Origin of the sequence: Zhongshania aliphaticivorans, assembly GCF_902705855.1 — a bacterium.
Lineage (GTDB): Bacteria > Pseudomonadota > Gammaproteobacteria > Pseudomonadales > Spongiibacteraceae > Spongiibacter > Spongiibacter aliphaticivorans_B.
The window spans coordinates 77,264-100,032 of the sequence record NZ_CACSIJ010000012.1 but is presented as its reverse complement, the minus strand read 5'-3'; the positions used below and the strand labels follow the sequence as shown (position 1 = coordinate 100,032).

Below are 22,769 nucleotides of genomic sequence, written 5' to 3'. Positions count from 1 at the left end.
CCATGCTCAATAACCTAGAAAAGCGAATTAACGATCATCTACACCAAAAATTGCCGAGCTAACGGTAGGTGCGCCTGGCCCGCCAGCAAGTAGGCAGGTTTTGGCATTGGTGACGGGGTTTGCTGACTCACCACGCAATACCCGAACGGCCTCTATCGGGGTGCCTACGCCGTGAATAAAGCCCTGCGCAAAGTTGCCGCCGGAGGTGTTCACCGGCAATTTACCACCGTCTGCAATGAGGTTTTCAAATTTCACGAACTCGGCGACGTTCTCATAATTGCAAAAACCGTGATCAATTAATGAGGCGATACCCTGGGCGCTGAAGTTTTCGTATAACTGGACAACATCAATATCTTTTGGCTGTAAGCCGGTTTGCTCCCACAGGCGATCTGCGACAGGCTTGAAACCGGCAGATGCGTAGTCGGTATCATTTTCGATCAGATCTCCCCAGCCTTGGCTCGCACCGTTGGCAACCCCAAGCAGCCTAATGGGTGGCTTTTTAAGGTCGCGGGCCCGCTCGGTAGAAACTAGCAGTAGTGCCCCCGCGCCGTCGTTTTCACGCGAACAATCGAACAATCTGAACGGCTCTGTGACCCAGCGTCCGGTGCGATAGGCTTCGATATCGAGCTCTTTGCCGAATGAGCTGGCTTCCGGATTTTTTGAGCCGTGGTAGTAAGAGGCTTTTACCAGTTCTTCGGTGACGGAGTGCGGTACTTGATAATACTCGAACATACGCTGGGCGCGCAGAGCGCAAATTTGGGCCGGCGCAATTAAGCCGGCACCCACGATGTGATCATTAAGATGGTGGCGCATGACCGCGGCAGACATGCGGCCGCTATTACCCTGCGCTAGGGCTCTAAACACGATGACGGCATTGGCTTGGCCGCTAATGATTGCCGCCGCCGCTTGACCGAAAGCCGCTGCAATTCCGCCACCGCCACCGCCCCAAACCTGCGAGTTCCAGCGTAACTCTTTGGTGCCTAGGTCTGGCATTAGGCGCACGGGTTCATTTTTGTCATCGCCGTAGGATACAAAGCCGTCAATATCAGCGGGATTAAATCCGGCGTCTTCGCAGGCGTCGATAATTGCTCTGATTAATATGCCTTGTTCTGGCAGCGGCGCACCGCCGCGCTTGTATTGTCGTAGCCCAATGCCGGCGACAGAGACTTTACCCTGGGATGCGCGGTTCATAGTGTTGCTCCCGAGTTAGATGCTTTAGAGGTAGAGGAGTTGCCGTCTAAATACCAGCGCAGTGCGGGTATGTTTTCGTCTTCAATATTGACGCTAATGACTTCGCCGTGAACCCGATCACCAATGCGGATGCTTTCCGCATTGCCGGCGATGGTGCCCAATAAACGTCTGCCGTCAGCGTTATCGATCTCGACTACGACGCTCACGTAGGGGAGGCCAAACTCCTTGGATGCACCGAACTCATGCCAAGTGCGCGCCCAGCTAAAAATAGTGCCGCTTAACTCAAAAGACGTCCATTGTTGTTCCCAGCTACCGCACTCACCACAGCGCCACACTGCGGGCCAATGCGCTTTGCCACATGCGCTACATTCTGGCAGTTTGAGTTGACCGGCACTGAGTGCCAGCCAATACGGTTCATCTGCTCCGACACCTTTCACATGATTCTCCTGACACTATGTGTGTTCGATTTATTCCTTGCTACATGACTTCAAAGATTTGCATTTTGTACGGGCGACACACTCAAGGTTGTGCGTTCGACATTGATTCCGTGGCCAAGTATTTTGTTAGCAATTAGGCTTAATTAAATATTAGTCGCTGCGCTAGTTTTATGCCTGCTAAGCTTACAAACTCTACAATCTATTGTCATTAGATTATTTTTGATTCATGCTATTAACTAAAATAATTACGCGTTCTAATTATTATTACAGGAATAAAAAATGAAGCTATATCATGCTGTCGATACCCGCTCTTTACGCTGTGTTTGGTTGCTTGAAGAGTTGGGGGTTTCCTACGATTTAGACGTTCTACCGTTTCCGCCGCGGGTAAAGGCGCCAGAATTTCTTTCGATAAATCCGCTTGGCACCTTGCCGTATTTGGTGGATGGCGATACCAAAATGAGCGAATCCATTGCCATACTGGAGTATCTGCTTAATCGCTATGACGGTGGTGAGTTGCGGGTCACGCCTGACGAAGTTGATTACGGTAGTTGGTTAAATTGGATGCATTTTGGTGAGGCGTCGCTGGCCAATATTCAAGCAATGATTTTGCGTTACACCTTGTTTGTACCAAAGCCTCAACGCTTACCTGTCGTGGGCGACGACTTCACTGCGTTCTTGCAGGAGCGGCTGAATGTGTTAGATGCCGGTTTGCAAGGCAAAACATATTTGAGTGGTGAGCGATTTACCGCGGCGGATATTTCGGTGGGTTACGCGCTGCTATTGAGCAGTTTGTTTGGCTATCAAAAATATTTTACGCCAACCATTACGGCTTATTTTGATCGATTGCAAAGTCGTTCGGCATATCAGGCGGCGAGGGCAAAAAGTTAAAAGTTGAATTGTAAGCATACGGGCTCTGGGGAGCCCGTATGCTTAGCGTTTCGCTTACCAGCTTAATGGCAGGCCGGTAAGAGCCAGCGCAAAGCCCATCCGGAAGCTTAACGTGGTTCCGGCTTTTATTTTAAAGCTGGGAATACGTTTTACCCATTCTTCCGTCAATATGCGGATTTCTGCGCGGGCTAATAAGTGCCCAATACAAAGATGGGGGCCTATTGAGAACGTCAATGTGTGGCCGTCGTCTTTTTCTCGGTCTATGTTGAACGTATTTGGATTGCTGTTTTTACGGTCATCCCGACCTGATATCGGCAGTAGGCACAATACCATCTCGCCAGCTTTAAAATTTGCGCCAAATTTTTCGCAATCTTTTGCGACTAGGCGTGGAGTACTAATAACACCAAAGCTACGAATCCCTTCGTCGACAAATTTAGTAATGTCAGCGGGGTTATCCACTAGGCGTTGCTGCAGTGCGGGCTCATTTGCCAATTGCCTAAACGTAAAGCCGGTAACATTGGTGACGGTGTCCATGCCACCCAAAAAAAGCAGGAAGCACATGTTTTGTATTTCTTCCATACTAATGGGCTCGCCGTTTATTTTTACGGTGAGAATATGACTAATTAAATCGTCCGCCGGATTGGCACGTTTCTGTTCGACAATTTCTGTCATCACGCCAATAATTTGCATGGATAACTGATGGATTTCTTCTTGAGAGTTAGTGCTAAAAAATGCATCGGACAGCGCACGAAATTCGCGCAGTCTATCCAGTGGCATGCCCATAAACTCCATAAACACGGTAACGGGAAATACCGAAGAAATATCTTTTATAAAATCACATTCACCGCCTGCAATGGCGTCGTCGATAATTCTACCGGCCCAGTAACGTATTTTACCTTCAAGCGCTTTTATCGCCTTGGGTGAAAAGGCGGGCATTAGCGCCTGACGGTAAGGTATGTTCTTTGGAGGATCGAGATTCAGCGGAATAAACATCGGTGGGTTTTCGATGCGGGGTATCTGCATTTCGCTCGCTGAAAAATGTTCGGGGTCGCGAACAATGTCAGAGATTGTGTCGTGACGAGTGATTACCCAGTGCCCGCCGTTGTAAGGGGTAAAGAATACATCGGGGGCGTCGTCATGTAGTGTTTCTAGGCTGGTATGAACTTCCGCGTTAACTCTGGCGTCGCCGTGGTAGTTGTAATCAAACACAAGGTGCGGCGGTATGTGGTCTGGAATACTTACTTTGTTGTGCATGACGATAATCCCTCTCAAGTTGTGGCCTGAGTATATTCAATTATTTTAGGTCTAGACGCCGTCGAACACGACGACACGCTTCTGTCTGTGGGTCTTATTTCGCCGACGCTACAGATGTAGAAGGGGTCTGCGGCGTCAGTTGAAAACCATGTTATCTATCGTTATTAGTTTTGTAAAGGCTTTGAGTTACATGCTCGAATGTGCGCCTAAAACTATTGACATTAGATAAATGCTCTTTTAGTCTGGCTTCATGATGAGTAATCGATATTGTGCGGTTTACTCGCGAGTTTACCCTACTGCTTAAATGCATAGAGTTGTGCCTGGGACTGGCAAATTAAGACTGGTCGCATACGAATAAGAGAGGACGTGATATGGAGCAAAGCAAAAAAGTGGCAGAGAAAGCTCCCCTAGGTTTGACTGACAGTCAATGGGACGCTATTTCAAAATTGCGTGCGCCAGAAGACGCCGAAATTCCAACAACCGAGGCGAGTCGGCCTACATCGGTTTATTTAAGTGAGGCGCGCTTCGAGGCAGAAATGCGCGACCTTTTCAAAAAGGTGCCCGTGGTCGCTGCACCGTCTGCATACTTACCCGAGCCGGGCATGTCATTGCCGCAGGACTGCTACGGTGTTCCGCTCCTGTTAACCCGAGATCGCAATGGCGTTGCCCATGCATTTATCAATGCCTGTCGGCACCGTGGTTCAAAATTAGTAGAGGGCGACAAGCCTGTTAAAGCAGGGCGGGTTTCATGCCCATATCACGCATGGACTTACGGCATGGATGGCGCTCTGGTTGGCATTCCTCGCCAAGAAACATTCCCCAGTGCCAAGAAATGCGACTTAGGTTTGGTCGCGTTAACCTGCTACGAATCCGGTGGTTTCATTTGGGTTGGGCTTGACCCTGATTATGCACCAGAACAAATAGAGGGAACCGATCAGGTTGCAGAAGATTTAGAGTCATTTGGTTTAGATAAAATGCACGTCTATGGGCGCCGCATGTACGATTTAAAAACCAACTGGAAGTTTGTGATGGAGCCATTCTTAGAGGCATATCACATACAAAGATTACACGCGAACTCCATTGCCAGCATGTTTGTGGATGTGCCGAGTGTGTATACCCATCTTGGCGATCACCAGCGCCAAACCTCGGGCAAAGCGAATTTCAAGCCAGAAATGCTGCAAGAAGAAGTCGACAATCTTCATAAGTTTGTTACCCACGCCTATTTGGTATTCCCAAATACCGTGGTCATCACCAGTCCGTATTATTTCAGCGTTATGATTTTAATGCCGCGCGCGAAAGATCGTACCGTGGTCGATTACTACATGCTGGTAAAAGGCCCTGCAGATAGTGAAAAAGCAGAAGCTTTGTATGCGAAGTCCTTTGCTCTTATTGATGAAGTATTTGGTGGCGAAGACTTTAGAGCGGCGGAATTGCAGCAGGAAGGTATGAACTCTGGCGCGATTAAAGAGGTGTATTTTGGTGGGCTTGAGGAAATGATCGGGCCGTTCCACGACTCTATCGAGTCGTATTTGGCGCCAGAAGATCGCTAGGCGTCGACAATTATCGCGCTAATAAAAATACCAAGTTCTGCTGCGGCTAAAAGATTACCGCAGCGGATTCTGAGCAAGTTCAGTGGCTTGTGGGGACAATAATAAATGAATAGCTTTGACTATATTGTGGTTGGCGCAGGCGCTGCTGGTTGTGTGCTGGCTAATCGGCTTTCGGAAAATCCAAAGAATAGCGTTCTGCTGTTAGAGGCGGGTGGCGAAGATAGCCACCCGCTTGTGCATATGCCTAAAGGTTTGGGTAAGTTGATGACAGACCCAAATCATATTTGGGCATATCCGGCTGACCCCGAGGCGGGCAATGGTTTCAAAGAAGAAGTGTGGGCGCGTGGCAAAGTGATGGGCGGCTCTAGCTCAATGAACGGCCTAATGTATGTTCGCGGCCAGCCCTCTGATTTTAATGAAATTGCAGCGCAATCAAGCGATGACTGGTCTTGGGAGCATATTGGCGCAGCCTATAAAGCGCTGGAGTGCCACGAGCTGGGCGAGGGCGAAACCAGAGGTGGCAAGGGGCCACAAAAAGTCAGTTTAGCTAATCGTCGCAACCGTTTGACCGAGGCGATGATTGATGCTGCTGCGGCAATGGGGTTGCCGCGGGTTGAAGACGTTAATGCACCAACTGACGCCGAGTGTGTTGGTTACGCCTCGCGCACAATCTGGGATGGAAAGCGTCAGAGCGCATCAAAGGCGTTTATCGATCCGGTTAGAGATCGCCCCAATTTAACGATTGTGACAAAAGCCTTGGTAGACAAGGTGCAGTTTGCAGATAAGCGCGCAGTGAGTGTTGATGCGCTGGTCGGAAAAGCCGCTGAGAAGCGCAGCTACTCTGCGAATAAAGAAATTATTATTGCCGGTGGCGCAATGGCGTCACCGGGCATTTTGCAGCGCTCAGGTGTCGGCCCCGTAGATTTGTTGAATAGCTTGAATATTCCGGTGGTCCACAACAGCCCAGAAGTTGGCAAAAACTTACTCGAACATCGGGGAATTATTGCCCAATGGAAATTAAATCAGCCCCTGTCAGAGAATGTTGAATATAGCGGCTGGCGCTTACTGAAAAACGTTTTCCAGTATTTTATAAAGAAGACCGGCCCGATGTCTTCTGGTGCCTATGAAGTGGGTGCTTGGTTTAAATCCAGTAAATCAGTGCCGCGGCCAGACATTCAATTTCTTGTTGCGCCATTTAGTTTTGATTTTGAAACCAATCGCGAGAAATTAGAAACCTTTCCGGGCATGGGGATCGTCGGTTATCCGCTGCGCCCAACGTCAAAAGGTGAAATACATATCAATAGCCGTGACCCAAATGCGATGCCGAGTTTGAAGCCTAACTATCGCAGTACCGAGGAAGATCGCGCCTTGATGATTGAAACGGTACATATCGCACGTCGCTATGCTGCTCAGCAATCGTTAAACGAATTAATTTCCGAAGAAACCTACCCTGGGCCGAAGTGTGTTTCTGACGACGACATTATCGCGGCATATGACTGCTACGGTAGCTGCGGTTATCACGCGGTGGGTAGTTGCCGTATGGGGCAGGATGCCGAATCTGTGGTTGACCCAGCGTTACGAGTAAGAGGCGTGTCTGGTTTACGCGTAATGGACACATCGATAATGCCGCAAATACCGTCGGGCAATACCAATGGGCCGACGATGGCCATGGCGTGGCGCGCGGCGGATATTATTTTGCGCGATGCTTAAAGCGAGCGGTTCGCGAAGGCATTTTGACATTATTTGGTTTTATTAGCGGAACAAGATTTTATGGATTTCTCTTTCACCGAAGAACAAAACCTCATCCGCCAAAGTCTGCAAAGTTATCTGCAAGACAATTACCATTTTGAAGCGCGTCGCCAAGCGAGTTTGGCTGATGGCTGGCGCCCCGAAATTTGGAAGGCCTTTGCAGAAGACTTAGGGATTACCGCGATGACCTTGCCGGAGCGAGTGGGCGGTATGGGTATGGATGCCGTAAGCACCATGCTGGTTATGGAAGAGTTCGGACGCAGTTTGGTACTAGAGCCTTATCTGGAAACCGTCGTTATCTGTGGCGGTATGTTGGCTCGTGCTGGTGGCGCTACTGCTGATGAGACGCTTGCTAAAATTGCTGCCGGTGAACGAATTGTGGCATTTGCATGGGGCGAGCCTAATGCACGCTACGACTTTAAATCGCTTGCTAGTACCGCTACTGCGAATAGCAATGGTTGGTTGCTAAACGGTAAAAAATCGGTGGTGATGGCGGCGCCTTGGGCCTCGCATTTGTTAGTGACGGCGCGCACCAGCGGCGAGCCAGGCGATAGCAGCGGTATTTCTTTATTTTTGCTCGATAAAGCTAGCACTGGCATTCGCATAAGTGAGTACCCCACGATTGATGGTCGGCGTGCCGCGGATGTTGAATTTAATAATGTGCAATTAGGTGCCGAGGCTCTTATCGGCGACGTAGGTGAAGCGCTTGCGAATATTGAACAAGCCGGCGATGAAGCAATAGCCGCGCTCTCTGCAGAGGCCGTGGGGGTGATGTCGGTACTGCACGAAGACACCGTTGCCTACACCAAGCAGCGTAAGCAATTTGGTCAGCCAATATCAAACTTTCAGGCCCTGCAGCATCGTATGGTCGATATGTATATGGAAATCGAAATGGCCCGTTCGGCGGCGTATTTGGTGACCTTAAATTTATCCTCGTCAATAAATGAACGCGCCATTGCTGCCTCTGCTGCCAAAGTTGCCGTCAGTAAAGCCTGCCGCTTTGTAGGCCAAAATGCGGTGCAGCTTCACGGCGGTATGGGTATGACTGACGAGCTGGCGATAAGTCATTATTTTAAGCGCGCGACGCTTATTGAATCTGAATTTGGAAGTGCAGATTATCATCTTGTGCGCCACGCGGCTTTGCGCGCGAGCTAATTCTAGGCCATACAATAATTGGGGAGTATAAAAATATGATGGCGGCAAATAGTCCAGAATCGCTAGGCGACATTTTGCGTATTCAGCGCGAAAGTTTTATGCAGGGCGGAGAGGCGAGTATTCAGACGCGTATAGATCGTGTTGAACGCTGTGTGGACTTTTTAATCGATAATCAAGATGCCATTGTTGAAGCCACTAAAAAGGATTGGATCCATAAACCAGATTCCTTTATCAAAGCAGTAGAAATTATCCCCGTTATCAATCACGCCAAATCAATAAAAAAGAATTTAAAAAACTGGATGAAGGATGAGGTTCGTAAACCGGATTTCCCCTTTAACCTTATGGGTGCGAAAACCTATATAAAATATCAAGCTCTCGGTGTGGTCGGCGTTATGGTGCCCTGGAATGGGCCCTTGGCAATGGCGATAGTTGCTAGCATGGACGCCTTTTGTGCCGGCAATCGCGTTATGGTCAAGGTGTCTGAGTTTTCGCCCCATGCGGCAGAGCTGATGGCGACAAAATTACCTGAATATTTTGATGTGAGTGAGTTGGCGATTGTTACCGGTGAAGTTGAGGTTTCCCGTGCTTTCGCAGAGTTACCTTTTAATCATTTGATGTACACCGGTAGTGCTGGCACCGCTAAACATATTATGGCTGCAGCCGCGCGTAATTTAGTGCCGGTCACGCTGGAGTTGGGTGGTAAGTCTCCGGTGATTATTGGCGCCGGTGCTGATATCGCTTATACCGCGTCGCGGACGATGAGCGGTCGTCTCATTAACTCTGGACAGGGCTGCATTACTCCTGATTATGTTTTGCTTCCAGAGGCGCAGCTCGATGAATTTGTTGAGCAGGCTAAGGCTGCGGTGACTAAAATGTACCCGCTAGACAAGGCGGCGGCAGATTATGCATCGATCGCCACCGATGCTCATTACAAACGCATGCATGAGCTAATAGCTGATGCCGAAGCCAAGGGATGTAATATTATTAAAGTTGATGTGGGCGCCACCGATGCGCGCCGTCAATTTACGCCAGCGATTGTAGTTAATCCGCCGGAGGACAGCCGCCTAATACAGGAGGAAATCTTCGGGCCGATTTTGGTTATTAAAACCTATAAATCATTTCAAGACGCCGTTGATTACGTCAACAAGGGCGAGTGCCCCTTGGCGCTGTATTTTTTTGGTGATAACGAGCAAGAGAAGGCGGCTATCCTAAGTCAAACCAGCTCTGGTGGATTAGCCATTAACGAAGTGATGATGCAGCTTATGATGTCTGATCTTCCCTTCGGTGGTGTCGGACATAGCGGTATGGGTAGTTATTGGGGCGGCGGATCGGGCTTCAAAAGATTTTCACACGCCAAATCAGTTTTTGAACAAGGCTGGTATAAAAAACTCGGCGCGATGATGGATCCACCTTACGGAAGTACTATAAATATAATGCTGAAAATGCAGCTTAAAAAAACGCGGTAGAAGATGGTTTCCCGCGTTGTCAGCTATCTCGTTTATTTGATGGGTAATGATTTTCGCTAGTTGATAATTTTTGATTACAACTCGAAAAATATAACCGTAAGTATAAATCCCTACCACGCCTTAATTGACGGGTTACGCTCGTTAAACTAACATTGTTAGATTGGCTATTTAGTTAATCGATTGATTTTGATGACGTATCGGTCGGGTCAATCGTATGTATTTAATCTGGGAGCAGAGGTATGAAAATAACAACACGTAGTGTCTTAATATCCGCCATGAGTTTCCCTATGGCTTTTTCTCATGGAGTTCAAAGTGATACAGTAATAGAGGAAGTCGTTGTTACCGCGCAAAAGCGTTCTGAGCGAAATATTGATGTGCCAATTTCTATTGCTAGTGCAAGCGGTGAGGACTTAGAGCAAGCTGGCATTATTTCTACGCAAGATCTAGCACAAACAGTGCCTGGCTTACGGGTGGATCTTTCGGGTGGGTTTTCACAGCCTACCCTGCGTGGCGTGGGTAGTTCAGTTGCGGGGCCAGGTTTGAGTGCGTCGGTTGCTACCTATGTCGATGGAATTTATCATTCAAGTGCGTTGACTAGTGCTTTTGAAATGGCTGATATTGAGTCAGTACAGGTGTTAAAGGGGCCGCAGGGAACCTTGTTCGGTCGTAACGCAACAGGGGGCGCTATATTAGTTACCACAACTACGCCTAGCTACGAGCCGGAAGCCGCATTAAAAGTGCGCTATGGACGTTATGGCGATTTACGTACTACCTTTGCTGGTTCTGGTGGTGTTAGTGATAAGGTCGCCTTGGGTGTTGCTGCGTATTACCATGAAAACGATGGTTTTGTTAAAAACAGGTATACGGGTAAGAATGTTGATGAGTTAGAAAACTGGGGTGCGCGTATAAAAGTACTTATCGAGCCCACCGATAACGTTTCAGTATTACTGAACTATGCACATACCGACAGAAATGACGGCAGCGCTAACGGAGTTACCGCTTATGAGGGTAGAGCTGTTGCCAATGATTCTAGTAATCCTACAGTAGACCCTGTTCACACGGATGGCGAACCTATTGATATTTATTCGCGTCGTGGCCTTGTGTCAGTAGATTCTGATTTAGCATTTACTGCAAAGTCTGATGACTTCAGCATAAAAGTTGAGGTCGACTATGATAGCTTTATATTGACTTCGTACACTGGCTATCATGATGAGACGGTAGTGAGTAAGCAAGACTACGATGCTACCTCCCTGCCAATTTTTCACGGTCATTATCAGGTAGAGGACGACAGTTTTTCTCAAGAGATTAACTTCACATCTACAGGTTCTGGACCATTGCAATGGGTAGCTGGCCTGTATTATTTTGAGAATGACGCGCAATTTCCATTCTTTAATTTAACAGCTTCTGGCGCGCAAATAGATAATTTCTTTGCAGATGGGCAGAAGACCAAAGCCTATGCGGTATTTGCTGATGCAACTTACGACCTTTCGGAATCTTGGTTCTTAACATTGGGCGGTCGCTATAGCTCCGATACGCTAACGGTAAATTTTGAAAGCGTTCCGCAGGCGATTCCGTACACTACCGAGGAAGAAACCTTCACCGATTTTTCACCTCGAGTGGTATTGCGTCATAGTCTAAATGAAGACAGTTCAATGTATGGGTCAGTTACCAAAGGCTATAAATCTGGTGTGTTTAATGCGGCAGGTTTTAGTACCGTGCCGGTTGACCCTGAAGAAATTATTGCCTATGAAGTTGGCTATAAAACTCAGCAAGATGTTTGGACTTTAGAGGCTGCGGCTTTCTATTACGATTATTCTGAGCTTCAAGTTAATCGATATGTCGATGCTAGTTCGATTCTCGTTAATGCGGCAGCGGCGACCATCTACGGAGCGGATTTTCAGCTATCTTATCTCGTTAACGAAAAGCTGAAGATCGACTTTAATACCGCTTATACCAAGTCGGAATACGATGATTTTCCTGATGCGCCAGCCTATATTGGTACCGGCAATCCAGGTGATGCTTATACGACGGCGAGCATAGATGCAGGCGGTAACGAACTATTGCGTACACCTAAAGCGACGGCCAATCTTTCTGCAACTTATGATCAACCTTTAAATAACGGCATGCTCACATTTTTTGGTAGCTACTATTATTCGTCTAAATTCTATTTTGATGCCGCGAATGATGCACACCAAGATGCTTATGCATTGCTGAATCTGCGCGCTACATGGACACCTGAAAATGAGCGCTATAGCGTTTCTATTTACGGTAATAATGTAACTGATGAAGAATATTTAGTGCAGGTGCTAGGTCAGAGTGCAGCGATGTTACAGCAATACGGTATGCCAGCGACGTACGGTGTTGAGGTCGGGTTCCGGTTCTAGTAACGCCCATATACTAAAAGTCGGAAATTAATAATAGCCATTGTAGCGAGAGTTACGATGGCTTTTTACTGATTCTAACAAATGGTTTTTATTTTCTGCCGCTCGTAAATGCAAACGTAAGTATAGATAAAATCTTTAGCGATAATTTTCAATGAATGAGTGTGGGTATATTTCGTTCAGTGAGTCGGCTGGTCGTGCGGGCTATGCGCGGCTTTAGCTCTGGCACAGCGTGATTTATCTGCGAGCTGTCCAACGCATCGTCTTCAGCCAACGGTTGGCCAAACGCTATGAGCGGTTATTGCTATTCTAAACTCAAATATAATCGGAGGGGCTTTACAGCCCCAATGCAGCCTTCGCTAAGATATTTCTTTGTATTTCATTCGAACCCGCATAAATACTGCCGGCGCGCTCGTTAAAGTAGCGCAGCGGAGCCAGTGCGGCGTCGAGTGGGCCTTCTAGGCCTGATTCTTGATGCGGATAAATGGTGGCGCCACCGGGGGCGCAGGCTTGGGGTTGGTAGCTATGGCCGTAGGCCGCGCTGGCCTCCAAGGCAACTTCGCTCACCAGTTGCTGTAATTCGGTACCCAGTATTTTCATTACCGATGCAGATGTTCCCGGTGAGCCGCCGGCGGAAATGGCCGACATGGTTCGTAATTCATACATTTCTAAGGTGGCGGCCTTTATTTCTGCTTGGGCGAGTTTAGCGGCGAAGAGCGGGTCCTCAATAAGGCGAGGGCTGCTGTCACCGGGAATGGTCGCGGCGAAGTCACGAATTTCCTCTAAGCGGATTTGCATGAGCGGCGCATAAGCGGCGCCACCGCGCTCAAATTCGAGCAGGTATTTGGCCACGGTCCAACCTTCATCGACCTTACCAATAACATTGGTTTTTGGTACGCGTACATCTTGGAAAAATACTTCGTTTTGAATGTGCTCACCGGTGAGTGAAATAATCGGTTTCACTTCAATGCCGGGGGTGTTCATGTCGATCACTAAAAATGTAATGCCCAGCTGAGGTTTACTTGCTTTGGTGGTGCGTACTAGGCAAAAAATCCAGTTGGCTTCATCGGCGTGGGTGGTCCATATTTTTGAACCATTGCAAATGAAATGATCGCCGTCGTCTACGGCGGGCATTTGCAGTGAGGCCAGGTCTGAGCCGGAACCGGGTTCCGAGTAGCCCTGACACCAAAAATGTTCACCGCTAAGCATACGGGGTAGGAAGAAGTCTTTTTGTTCGGGTGTGCCAAAGCAAATAATGGCCGGGGCACACATTTGTATGCCCATTGGCGATAATGGTGGTGCGCCGGCAAGTGCGCGCTCGCGGGCGAAAATATAATGCTGTGCAACCGTCCAGTCGCAACCGCCGTATTCCACAGGCCAAGAGGGGGCGGCCCAGCCCTTGGCGACTAATTTGTGCTGCCATTTCATCGACAGTTCATGGTCTGAATACACGCTGGTCATTAATTTTCCAGCGGCTCGAATGTCCTCACTTAATTCCAGTTTGAAGAAATCGCGCACTTCGTCGCGGAATTTTAGTTCGTCGGCGGTCCATTCAATATTCATTGCTGAGTCCTGCGTTGTATCGTTTAGTGAGTCAATTTGCCGAGCGTGACATGACGTAGTTGTTGACGGCAGCTATTAATCTAATTAGATTAGATTATCTTGTTGTGCGCTGCAAGACTTGGTTTTACTCAGTTTTAATCTACCTTGTAATTACTCATATTGGTGGAGCTTACTGAGAAAATTGGCGTTGGAGGATAATCTTGGCGCGCGTAAAAGAGCTATATTGAAGGCGTGATATTTCCCCCTGCAGTATTTTCGGGTGAATGGCCGTCTTTAGTCATAAATATAAAGAGTATAACCAAGGGTTGGCCCGTCGGAGGAAGTCGTGAGCAGTACACTAATAGACATTTTTAAGTGGTGGGCAGTTGATCGTAAAGACACTGCCGCAATTGTCACTGCAAAGGATCAAATCACATACAGTGAGCTTAACTGTTGGGCCGAGGCGATTGCGGACTGGCTTATAGCTGAAGGTTTACAGCGCGGCGAGCGCGTTACGATTTTGGCCACCAACAGCATGGAATGGATAGTGCTGTCGCAGGCGGTGATGTTGTCTGGCGGTATTTTGGCGCCGGTGAATCCCCGTTTTACGGTAAGCGAAGTCGCCTATATGGTTGGTGAGCGCTACCAGTCGAAGTTTATTTTTCACGACACCGCACGCGCCGAGCTGGCGAATGCTACGCAGGCCAAAGTGGAAGGCTGCACGGTGTTTGATATCAGTGTGATTGATCAATTTAGAAACGGGGCCAGCGCTAATAGCACTCCGCGTCCGGAAATTGGTCTCGATGACGAAGTCGTTATTATTCCAACCAGTGGTTCAACTGGGCACCCCAAGGGCGTGGTGTATTCCCATCGCACCTTAAGTTCCTATGTGTCGGAAACCGCCATTGCCGAACCATACTCAATTGATAAGGCAAAAGTGCTGTTGTTTGGCCCGCTGTGCACCTCTGCGGGTTACGTGGTTACAACGCAATATTTGGCTTATGGCGGCACGATCTTTGTTGAAGAGGCTTTTGAGCCGCTGCGCGCTATTCAAATGATTCAGGAGCACGGTATTACCGTGATGATGGGCGCGCCTATATTCTTCGAGCGGATGGCGGCCAGCGAGAGTTTTGCGGCGGCGGATCTTGCTAGCTTGCGTTACTGTCTGGTTGGCGGCGCGAGGGTTTCTAATCAACTGCTAGACACGTGGTTGGAGAAGGGCGTTACGCTACGTCAGCTCTACGGCCAGACAGAAGCGGGAGGGCAGGCGACAGTCAACTCAAGGTCTGCGGCACTCAGCGATCCAGAAAAATGTGGTCGTGGCTCAGCGTTTACGCGGATTGCTATTGTGGACGATAAAGGCGAATTCTGCGGGCCAAATACGCCAGGTGAAATCGTGATTAAAGGGGCGGGCATAATGACCCGCTACTGGAACGATCCAGAGGCGACAGCGAAGACGCTGGTGAATGGATGGCTGCACACCGGTGATTTAGGCATGGTAGATGAGAATGGCCTGCTCACCATGTTAGATCGCCTCAAGGATATTATTATCTCTGGCGGTATAAATATTTCAGCTGCGGAGTTGGAGCGCGTTATTTCAGAGATAGACGGCGTGAATGAGGTGGCGGTCATTGCAGCTAAAGACGACGGCTTTGGTGAAACCCCGCTAGCGATTATTTATGGCCGCGACGATCTCACCATTGAGACTGTTATTCAGCACTGCAATACCCATTTGAGCGCATTTAAAGTTCCGCGTTATGTGGTCTTGGAAGGCGAGGCATTGCCCCGTTTGGCAACGGGCAAAATCGCGAAACCCGCACTGCGGGTTAAATACGCCAATGCCCATGTGGAATTAAGTAAAGTGCGTTAAAGCAAATTTGTGGACGATTTTATTTCGCCGACAAGTGATCTTGTCGGCTATTTTTTTATGAGGTTGATATGAGTCAGTTACGAGCCACACCCTATACGATGACGATCAACGGCAAAGGTGTTGCCGGCGTAGAGACAATGGGTGTGGTAAACCCTGCATCCGGTGAGGTGTTTGCGCAGGCGCCGGTTGCGGGGGCTGCTGAGCTTGATATGGCGGTTAGCGCGGCGGCGGCTGCGTTTCCGAAATGGCGTGCAACACCGCACAAAGAGCGCGCAGCGGCGGCAATAAATGCAGCAAAAGTAATTGCTGCACACGCCGACGAATTAGCTGAAATATTTACCCTGGAACAGGGGCGTCCTCTTAAATTTGCTAAGGAAGAAATACTGGGTGCCAGTCATTGGCTAATGAGCATGGCCAAGTTCGACATACCCGTGGATATCACTGAAGACTCTGAAACCCGTCGAGTAGAGGTGCATCACGAACCCCTGGGTGTGGTGTGTGCAATTGTGCCTTGGAATTTCCCAGTATTATTAGCGTTCTGGAAAATTTCCCACGCCTTGCTTACTGGTAATGTGATGGTATTAAAACCATCTCCGTTTACGCCACTGGCGATGTTGAAAATTGGCGAAATTCTGCGCGATGTGTTTCCGGCGGGGGTGCTGAATATTATTACTGGCGGCGATGCTCTCGGGCCTTTAATGACTGCGCATCCCGGCTTTGCAAAAATATCGTTTACTGGTTCAACCGCAACCGGTAAACGTATTATGGCTTCGGCGGCACAAGATCTTAAGCGTCTAACACTGGAATTAGGTGGCAATGATGCGGCAATCATTCTTCCAGATGTTGATGTCGACAAAGTCGCCCAGGAATTATTCATGGGGGCGTTCTATAACACTGCGCAGATTTGTATCGCGACCAAACGCATGTATGTTCACGATGATATATACGATGCGCTGCGGGATAAGCTACATGGCCTAGCCAAGTTTTTAAAAGTCGGGGATGGTATGGAGCCCGATACGGTATTTGGCCCAGTGCAAAACAAACCCCAGTATTTGCGTGTCAAAGCCCTGATGGACGAGGCGCGGGCAGACGGATTGACCTTGTTAGAGGGGCGCGCGGTACCCCAAGGTAGTGGTTATTTTCTACCCTTAACTTTGGTCGATAATCCTCCAGAAGATTCACGAGTCGTAACTGAAGAGGCGTTTGGGCCGATATTACCTTTGCTGCGATACAGCGATTTAGATGAGGTTATTGAGCGGGCGAATAACAGCGAATACGGTTTAGCCGGTGCGGTGTGGTCGTCAGATATTGATAAAGCCCTAGCGGTGGCAAAGCGCCTTGATACCGGCACGGTGTGGATTAATCAAAATTTGCAATCGACACCAGTGACACCTTTGGGCGGTCACAAGCAGTCTGGCTTTGGTGTAGAAAATGGCATGGCGGGACTGATGGAATTTACCCAGCCAAAAGCAATTTACATTCCGAAAAAAGCGACAAAATAATACGGAGCAGACAATGCGCCAAAGCAGATTAGTGAAATGAATTTGCAATTAAGCGCTAGCGAAAGCGCATTTCAACAGGAGGTGCGCCAATTTTTTGAGTGCGATTATCCCCAGCATATTTTAGAAAAAGTGCGTCGGGGGGATCGCCTCAGCCGCGAAGATCACTGCGTATCGCAGGCGGCTTTGCAGTCAAAGCAATGGTTGGGTATCGCTTGGCCAAAAACGCACGGTGGGCCAGGTTGGACGGAAATTCAGCGCTATATTTTTGAGTCTGAATTAGAGCGTATCGGCGCGCCGAATATTATTCCGATGGCCGTCATATACGTCGGACCGATTATTGTCGAATTTGGCAGCGCTGAACAAAAACAGCGTTGGTTGCCAGATATATTGTCATCCAAGAGTATGTGGGCCCAAGGATATTCAGAGCCGGAATCAGGCTCTGATCTCGCCAGTTTGGGTATGCGGGCGGATCGTGACGGCGACGAATATATTCTTAATGGCAATAAAGTTTGGACAACATTAGGCCACTGGGCTGATTGGATTTTTTGTTTAGTACGCACGTCTAAAGGTGAACGTAAGCAAGAAGGGATTTCATTTGTTTGCGTAGATATGCGTTCCGAAGGTATTGAAGTTCATCCCATTATTACTATGAACGGTGCTTGGGAGCTGAATCGTATTAGCTTTGAAAACGTACGTGTTCCCGTTGCCAATCGCATTGGCGAAGAAGGACAGGGTTGGCATTACGCAAATGTATTACTGAGTACCGAGCGTCTTTCTTACGCGCATATTGGTCGTAAAAAGGCGGACCTTGCTAAATTGCGAAAACTGGCATCAGACGTGTCGGGTGATAGAGCCGAGAAGTTAATAGATGATCCTTTGTTTGCTGCTCAGCTAGCGGCGCTAGAGATCGAGCTAGCCGCCTTGGAAGTGTCGGTGTTACGGGCTTTGGTGGGGGAGTTGGCTCCCGCTGCGGTGTCGTCCTTAAAAATTCAATGCACGGAATGCGCTCAGCGTATAACCGAGTTATTTATGTTGTTAAGTGCGAGACATGGCTTGGCGTTTCCAGACATGAATTTGCCGAATTGGCAGCACTCCCTATTGAGCACACCTAGCTACGGCAGCTTATCTGCAGATGCGTATTTGTTTGAGCGGGCACAGACTATTTATGGTGGCACCAGTGAAATTCAGCGCAATATTATTTGGAAATCTTTAATTAAGTAAGGTTTTACTCGTTTGGCTTGGCTGCGAATGCGGCCAAGCTAACAATTGTTTTTTCGTATTTTTTAGCAGCTAGGCTCGGGTGTTTTTACGTCGTAAAAATATCAAAACGAAGAAAGAAAGCGTCGAAGGGTTTCAACAAACATTGCTTCTTCATCTAGGGTGTTGGCTTGCATTGCGATATCCAGATGAGGGTAGTCCTCTGCTTCAAACTCTGGCATAGGTTGGGTGCCGTTTGCGCGGCTCATGGCGCCGAGCAGTGCCGAGCCGAAGGTCAGCTTCTCTATGCCCTCAATTACCAGTAATTGCAGCTCTGGTGGTACATCAAATTTGTGGCTCCAACGATCATAGGGTTTTAGCATAAGATGGCGAGGAAAAAACTGCAGCATCAGTGGTGCGGCCCGCGGATGGCGAAGAATTGAGCGGCGGGTGGCAATAGCAAGTTCGATCTGGGCCTCGCGCCAGTCTGCATCAATATGTGGTTTGTTTGATGAGGCGTCGATTAATATGATTCTTGCCACTTCAGCGAGCATTTCAGCTTTATTTTTGAAATGGTAATACAGCGACGGTGCCTTGACGCCTAGTTCTTTGGCAACCAGTTGCAGACTCATACCGTCTACGCCAAGTTCATCAATGACGGTTAGTGCTGCCCGCGCCGCGAGTTCCTTTGAAATGATTGGTTTGGATGGTCTGCCCAAGGGTATTCCTTAATGATTAAACTAGCAGTAAAGACTACTCTGCTGGGATGAACGGAGTGAGATAGCCTAGTGTGGCGCAAATTGTAACAAATGACTACGTGATATCGAAACGAGAGTTATGTGTACCCTGATGACAGGGCTAATTCGGAAAAATAATGAAAACCTTGCTATCCTTCCCCACCTGCTAATTTAGGACAATCTCGCCGCATCCGTATCATGATCTATCAAGCAACTTTGTCATGCTGACTGAAGAACAGCGTTTAGTCGCCAGCCATATTCGCGGTCACGCGCGGGTGACCGCAGTTGCTGGCGCAGGAAAGACCACGACGATGGTGCGTTATGTGCTTGAGCGCCTCAAGTCGGGCATGGACCCGCGCTTAGTGCGGGTTGTGATGTTTAATAAAGCGGCGCAAGAGGACTTTAGCTACAAATTGCAGTTAGCCGCCGGTACCACATTTGCCTTGCCGCCGGTAAGGACCTTTCATGCTATGGGCCGAAATTTGGCCATGGCCTTGGCAAAGGAGGGGTACTTACCTACATTTGACCCAAGTCCGCTGGGTGATGCGCAGACCGGCCTTGAAATGTTGCGAGCCCTGCAGGCGTCGGCGGGTACGTCTGCCCAGCGGGAGGCTATTCGCGATGAGCAGCAACAATGGCTTGATGCCTTTGCGGGCTTTGTCGATTTAGCAAAATCTAGCTTGCTCGCCCCAGAAACCACGTTTTACGGCGCTTACTATCCAGATCAATATCAATTGTTTATTGAAGCCTTTGCGCGGTTTGAACAGTGGCGGAAGGCCGCTGGCAGGGTAACCTTCTCTGACTATCTTTATGATCCCTGTATGGTGATTGCGGCCAAGCCTGAATTGGCGGATTTTCTCGCAAATCGCGTCGAGTTATTTGTGGTCGATGAATTCCAAGATATAAACGATATACAGTTCTTCCTTTTAAAAACCCTTGCCGGTGATCGTGCCCGCTTACATGTGGTGGGTGATAGCGATCAGTGTATTTATGAATTTCGGGGTGCGCGCCCTGAGTATATGCTTGAACACTTTGGCGCGAGTTATCCCCATATTAATTATCAAATGTCGCGTACCTTCCGTTACGGCCACTGTTTGGCTTTAGCGGCGGCCCACCTGATTTCACATAATCAGCGCCGCGAGCCGGTATTGTGTATCAGCGCTGATAATGCCCCCGCCACCAAAGTAGAATTGCGCGCCCAATCCGCAGACGGCTTGTGTTTAGCGGAAGTGTGTTTAGCCGAACACACGGCGGGCCGACCCTTTCGGGATATGGTGTTTTTATGCCGGACTTGGGCGCAGGCAGCACCGGTTGAATTAGTCTTGTTACAGCGTGGCATACCGAATCGCATTAGCGGCGGTAGTCGGGTATTGGAGCGCAGAGAAACCAAGGTGTTAATTGTATTGCTGCGGATTATGGCGGGGCGTTTTTACGAGCAACCCTCGTCTGACTGCGAACAGCAATTGTTCGATTTTTTGCGGTTCTGCGAACTAAAAATTAAGCATGAGGCCTTGCGCGGCTATGCGCGGCGTATCCTCAGTGATGGCATGGGTTTTAATGCGCTGCGGATGTCTGCAGAAGGATTGACGGTATACCAAGAACAGCGCCTGTCGCGCGTCGCCGGTGCGCTTGAAGGTATTGAAAAGTCACGTCTTGCCGGTGATGGTTTATCCACCTTTTTAGCCGATTTAGATTTGCTGAAATCAGTTCGTGAAAACGCCTTAAATAGTGAAGACGGTGAAAACCGAGCGGCAACGATTAGTGCCTTTGTCAGTTTTGTCGCCATGCAGCAAGATCAAGCACCGGCGGCGATTATCGACATGGTCGAGGGCTTAGGTTTTGGTGGTGCGGAGTTTAATACTAAGACCAGCCAGCCAACCACCGATGCGGTGACCATCACCACTATGCATCGCAGTAAGGGGCTGGAATGGCCGGTGGTGATTTTGCCGAATTTGAGCGCGCATTATATGCCTTACCAAGCAGGTAAAAGGCGACGCCCCGATGCTGAACAGCAGGAATCTGAACGGCGCTTGATGTATGTTGCCATGACCCGCGCAATTGACGCGCTGTATTTATTTGCGCCAAATTTAGATTGTGTAAATGGGTTTAACGGTGGAGTGCGTCCTGAATTAAATATACTGCCAAGCCCATTTTTAGAGGAAATGAATCTTTCCCAGTCAATAAAGCTAGGCAGGTCATTAGCGGAGAATGCGATCAACGCGGACATGTCGGTTAGCAAAATCGCTACGCGTTATCTTGCCGCGTTAGACATCGGCAGTGACTTCGCAAAAGACATCCCGTTACATGAAAAATACGACCTAGGCGCAATGCTTGTGCATACGGTTCACGGTCGCGGCCGAATCGTCGGGGTCGATGAGCATGGTGTGGTGGTGCAGTTTAGTGGCAAGCACGTGTATTTTCCGTCGCTAGTTCTTGATGGTGCACTGGGTCTGGTTGAGTCATCGTCAGAGGATGTGCTGCCGACATTGGAAGGACAGAGCGGATTTGCGACGGGCGATATTTTGGCGCACAGTAAATTTGGTCGCGGCGTGGTCACAGATATTGATTCGCGATTCATCCACGTTCGGTTTCGCGATGGCAGTAAAACTTTTCGGCGAGATTTGTTTCGCGCGACACGTATCGCCGCGAATAAATAGGGCTTGCGGTGTTTCAGCACGACGAACCTAATAGCGAATATAGAGTCTGATGAACATGGCACTAATGTGGCGAACATTCATCTGGAGGTGAATATGAGCACGGTAATAAAACGTAATCTTCTGATATTGATGGCTTTCTCATTGCTCGCATGTGGCGGTGTAAAAGAGGATGCCAAGGGCTTAGATGAACGCTTGGCCGAGTACGGTTTTCGCCCTGGTGAAAATGTTGACCAAATTCAATCGTACCGAATCAGCGATTGGACCTATTTAGACAACCAGCATTTTATGTTTAGCAATGGCATTTCTGAGCATTATCTTATTAGTCTGAAAAGCCGCTGCAACCAGCTGCGAAGCACAGAATCATTGGTGTTTAAAACCCGCACCAATTCCCTTACCAAGTTTGATGAGATTATTGTGCCAGAAGCGGGTGTGTCTAAACGCTGCAGTATTGAGTCAATTTCTAAGCTAGTTCGCGCTGAATAATTTGCGCGATATAAACTTAGTATTAGTTCGGTAGTTGTATATCAGCAAAACTGCCGACGCACTGATGCTGCGGATCTGAAACCGGCGCGGCGGTGTCGCGTTGTACCCACGCGGTATGCATGCCGACTTCTACCGCTGCATCCACTTCTTCACGGATATCCGACAAAAACAGAATGTTTTCCGCGGCTAGGTTTATAGCCTTTTGTATCAAGCGGTAAGACGTGGCCTCGCGTTTGGGGCCGGTAGTGGTGTCGAAGTAGTCTTTAAATAAATATTGAAGATCGCCGCCTTCATTAAACCCAAAAAATAATTTCTGGGCGTGAATAGAGCCAGATGAATATACATATAACGCGATGCCCTGTTTGTGCCACTCAATTAATGCATCAAGTGCGTCTGGGTAAATATGGGCTTGGTAGTCGCCGTTGCGGTAGCCGTGATCCCAAATGAGTCCCTGCAGCGCTTTTAGCGCGGTGACTTTTTTGTCCTCTGCGATCCACTCTAGTAACTGCTGAATTAATTGCTCGGTATTGTCTATGTCGAGTTTAGCTTGGTTTGCGACCTCATTTAAGGCGGCTTCAACGGCGTCGTCACCGCGATGCTGACGAACAAACTCAGGCAGATTTTTTGCGGCATAGGGGAAGAGCACCTGATGCACAAATTGAATCGAGCTAGTAGTGCCTTCGATATCGGTAAGGATGGCTTTGATCACA

General features: G+C 48.7%; 17 protein-coding genes. 11 read left to right on the top strand and 6 right to left on the bottom strand.

Annotation, left to right across the window (positions count from 1 at the left end; genetic code table 11):
- Positions 1 to 27: 27 nt before the first annotated feature.
- Both GVJ32_RS07540 and GVJ32_RS07535 read right to left on the bottom strand, forming a co-directional pair.
- Entirely contained in the window at positions 28 to 1,191 is a 1,164-nt protein-coding gene (locus tag GVJ32_RS07540) for a thiolase C-terminal domain-containing protein (RefSeq protein WP_159239450.1), read from the bottom strand.
- Complete coding sequence (locus GVJ32_RS07535) at positions 1,188 to 1,628, bottom strand: Zn-ribbon domain-containing OB-fold protein (RefSeq protein ID WP_159239449.1); 441 nt, start codon at positions 1,626 to 1,628, stop codon at positions 1,188 to 1,190. The genes GVJ32_RS07540 and GVJ32_RS07535 overlap by 4 nt, the downstream gene beginning before the upstream one ends.
- A gap of 279 nt (positions 1,629 to 1,907) precedes the next feature.
- Here GVJ32_RS07535 and GVJ32_RS07530 point away from each other — a divergent pair, with 279 nt between their 5' ends.
- On the top strand, positions 1,908 to 2,516 hold the full coding sequence (locus tag GVJ32_RS07530) for a glutathione S-transferase family protein (RefSeq protein WP_159239448.1): 609 nt from the start codon (positions 1,908 to 1,910) through the stop codon (positions 2,514 to 2,516).
- Positions 2,517 to 2,570: 54 nt separating this feature from the next.
- Here GVJ32_RS07530 and GVJ32_RS07525 read toward each other — a convergent pair whose 3' ends face one another.
- Entirely contained in the window at positions 2,571 to 3,770 is a 1,200-nt protein-coding gene (locus GVJ32_RS07525; RefSeq protein ID WP_159239447.1) for a cytochrome P450, read from the bottom strand.
- Between the two features lie 371 nt (positions 3,771 to 4,141).
- Between GVJ32_RS07525 and GVJ32_RS07520 the strand changes: the two genes are divergently transcribed.
- The 5 genes from GVJ32_RS07520 to GVJ32_RS07500 all read left to right on the top strand — a co-directional run bounded on the left by GVJ32_RS07520 (position 4,142) and on the right by GVJ32_RS07500 (position 12,074).
- Complete coding sequence (locus GVJ32_RS07520; protein WP_159239446.1) at positions 4,142 to 5,320, top strand: aromatic ring-hydroxylating oxygenase subunit alpha; 1,179 nt, start codon at positions 4,142 to 4,144, stop codon at positions 5,318 to 5,320.
- A gap of 105 nt (positions 5,321 to 5,425) precedes the next feature.
- Positions 5,426 to 7,030: a GMC family oxidoreductase gene (locus GVJ32_RS07515; RefSeq protein ID WP_159239445.1), complete on the top strand. Its 1,605-nt coding sequence runs from the start codon at positions 5,426 to 5,428 to the stop codon at positions 7,028 to 7,030.
- A gap of 60 nt (positions 7,031 to 7,090) precedes the next feature.
- Positions 7,091 to 8,224, top strand: a complete 1,134-nt coding sequence (locus GVJ32_RS07510; RefSeq protein ID WP_159239444.1) for an acyl-CoA dehydrogenase family protein — start codon at positions 7,091 to 7,093, stop codon at positions 8,222 to 8,224.
- Positions 8,225 to 8,259: 35 nt separating this feature from the next.
- A complete protein-coding gene (locus GVJ32_RS07505; RefSeq protein WP_159239443.1) occupies positions 8,260 to 9,690 on the top strand; it encodes an aldehyde dehydrogenase family protein in 1,431 nt (476 codons plus the stop codon).
- 239 nt (positions 9,691 to 9,929) lie between these two features.
- The gene (locus GVJ32_RS07500; RefSeq protein ID WP_159239442.1) at positions 9,930 to 12,074 is read left to right on the top strand and encodes a TonB-dependent receptor; all 2,145 of its coding nucleotides are present in this window, start codon (positions 9,930 to 9,932) and stop codon (positions 12,072 to 12,074) included.
- A gap of 333 nt (positions 12,075 to 12,407) precedes the next feature.
- Here GVJ32_RS07500 and GVJ32_RS07495 read toward each other — a convergent pair whose 3' ends face one another.
- Positions 12,408 to 13,634, bottom strand: coding sequence for an acyl-CoA dehydrogenase family protein (locus tag GVJ32_RS07495; protein WP_159239441.1), 1,227 nt, complete (start codon positions 13,632 to 13,634; stop codon positions 12,408 to 12,410).
- Between the two features lie 325 nt (positions 13,635 to 13,959).
- Between GVJ32_RS07495 and GVJ32_RS07490 the strand changes: the two genes are divergently transcribed.
- The 3 genes from GVJ32_RS07490 to GVJ32_RS07480 all read left to right on the top strand — a co-directional run bounded on the left by GVJ32_RS07490 (position 13,960) and on the right by GVJ32_RS07480 (position 18,206).
- The gene (locus GVJ32_RS07490) at positions 13,960 to 15,483 is read left to right on the top strand and encodes a class I adenylate-forming enzyme family protein (RefSeq protein WP_123183674.1); all 1,524 of its coding nucleotides are present in this window, start codon (positions 13,960 to 13,962) and stop codon (positions 15,481 to 15,483) included.
- A 68-nt stretch (positions 15,484 to 15,551) separates the two neighbouring features.
- Positions 15,552 to 16,985, top strand: a complete 1,434-nt coding sequence (locus tag GVJ32_RS07485) for an aldehyde dehydrogenase family protein (protein WP_123183675.1) — start codon at positions 15,552 to 15,554, stop codon at positions 16,983 to 16,985.
- 36 nt (positions 16,986 to 17,021) lie between these two features.
- Positions 17,022 to 18,206 (top strand): acyl-CoA dehydrogenase family protein, encoded by a 1,185-nt coding sequence (locus GVJ32_RS07480; protein ID WP_159239440.1) that lies wholly within the window; start codon positions 17,022 to 17,024, stop codon positions 18,204 to 18,206.
- A 101-nt stretch (positions 18,207 to 18,307) separates the two neighbouring features.
- Here GVJ32_RS07480 and GVJ32_RS07475 read toward each other — a convergent pair whose 3' ends face one another.
- Positions 18,308 to 18,901 (bottom strand): TetR/AcrR family transcriptional regulator, encoded by a 594-nt coding sequence (locus GVJ32_RS07475; protein WP_159239439.1) that lies wholly within the window; start codon positions 18,899 to 18,901, stop codon positions 18,308 to 18,310.
- Between the two features lie 239 nt (positions 18,902 to 19,140).
- Here GVJ32_RS07475 and GVJ32_RS07470 point away from each other — a divergent pair, with 239 nt between their 5' ends.
- Entirely contained in the window at positions 19,141 to 21,576 is a 2,436-nt protein-coding gene (locus GVJ32_RS07470; protein ID WP_159239438.1) for an ATP-dependent helicase, read from the top strand.
- 93 nt (positions 21,577 to 21,669) lie between these two features.
- A complete protein-coding gene (locus GVJ32_RS07465; RefSeq protein WP_159239437.1) occupies positions 21,670 to 22,059 on the top strand; it encodes a DUF6491 family protein in 390 nt (129 codons plus the stop codon).
- Positions 22,060 to 22,081: 22 nt separating this feature from the next.
- Here the strand turns inward: GVJ32_RS07465 and mtnC are convergent, their stop codons facing one another.
- Entirely contained in the window at positions 22,082 to 22,768 is a 687-nt protein-coding gene (mtnC, locus tag GVJ32_RS07460; RefSeq protein WP_159239436.1) for an acireductone synthase, read from the bottom strand.
- Position 22,769 lies beyond the last annotated feature (1 nt).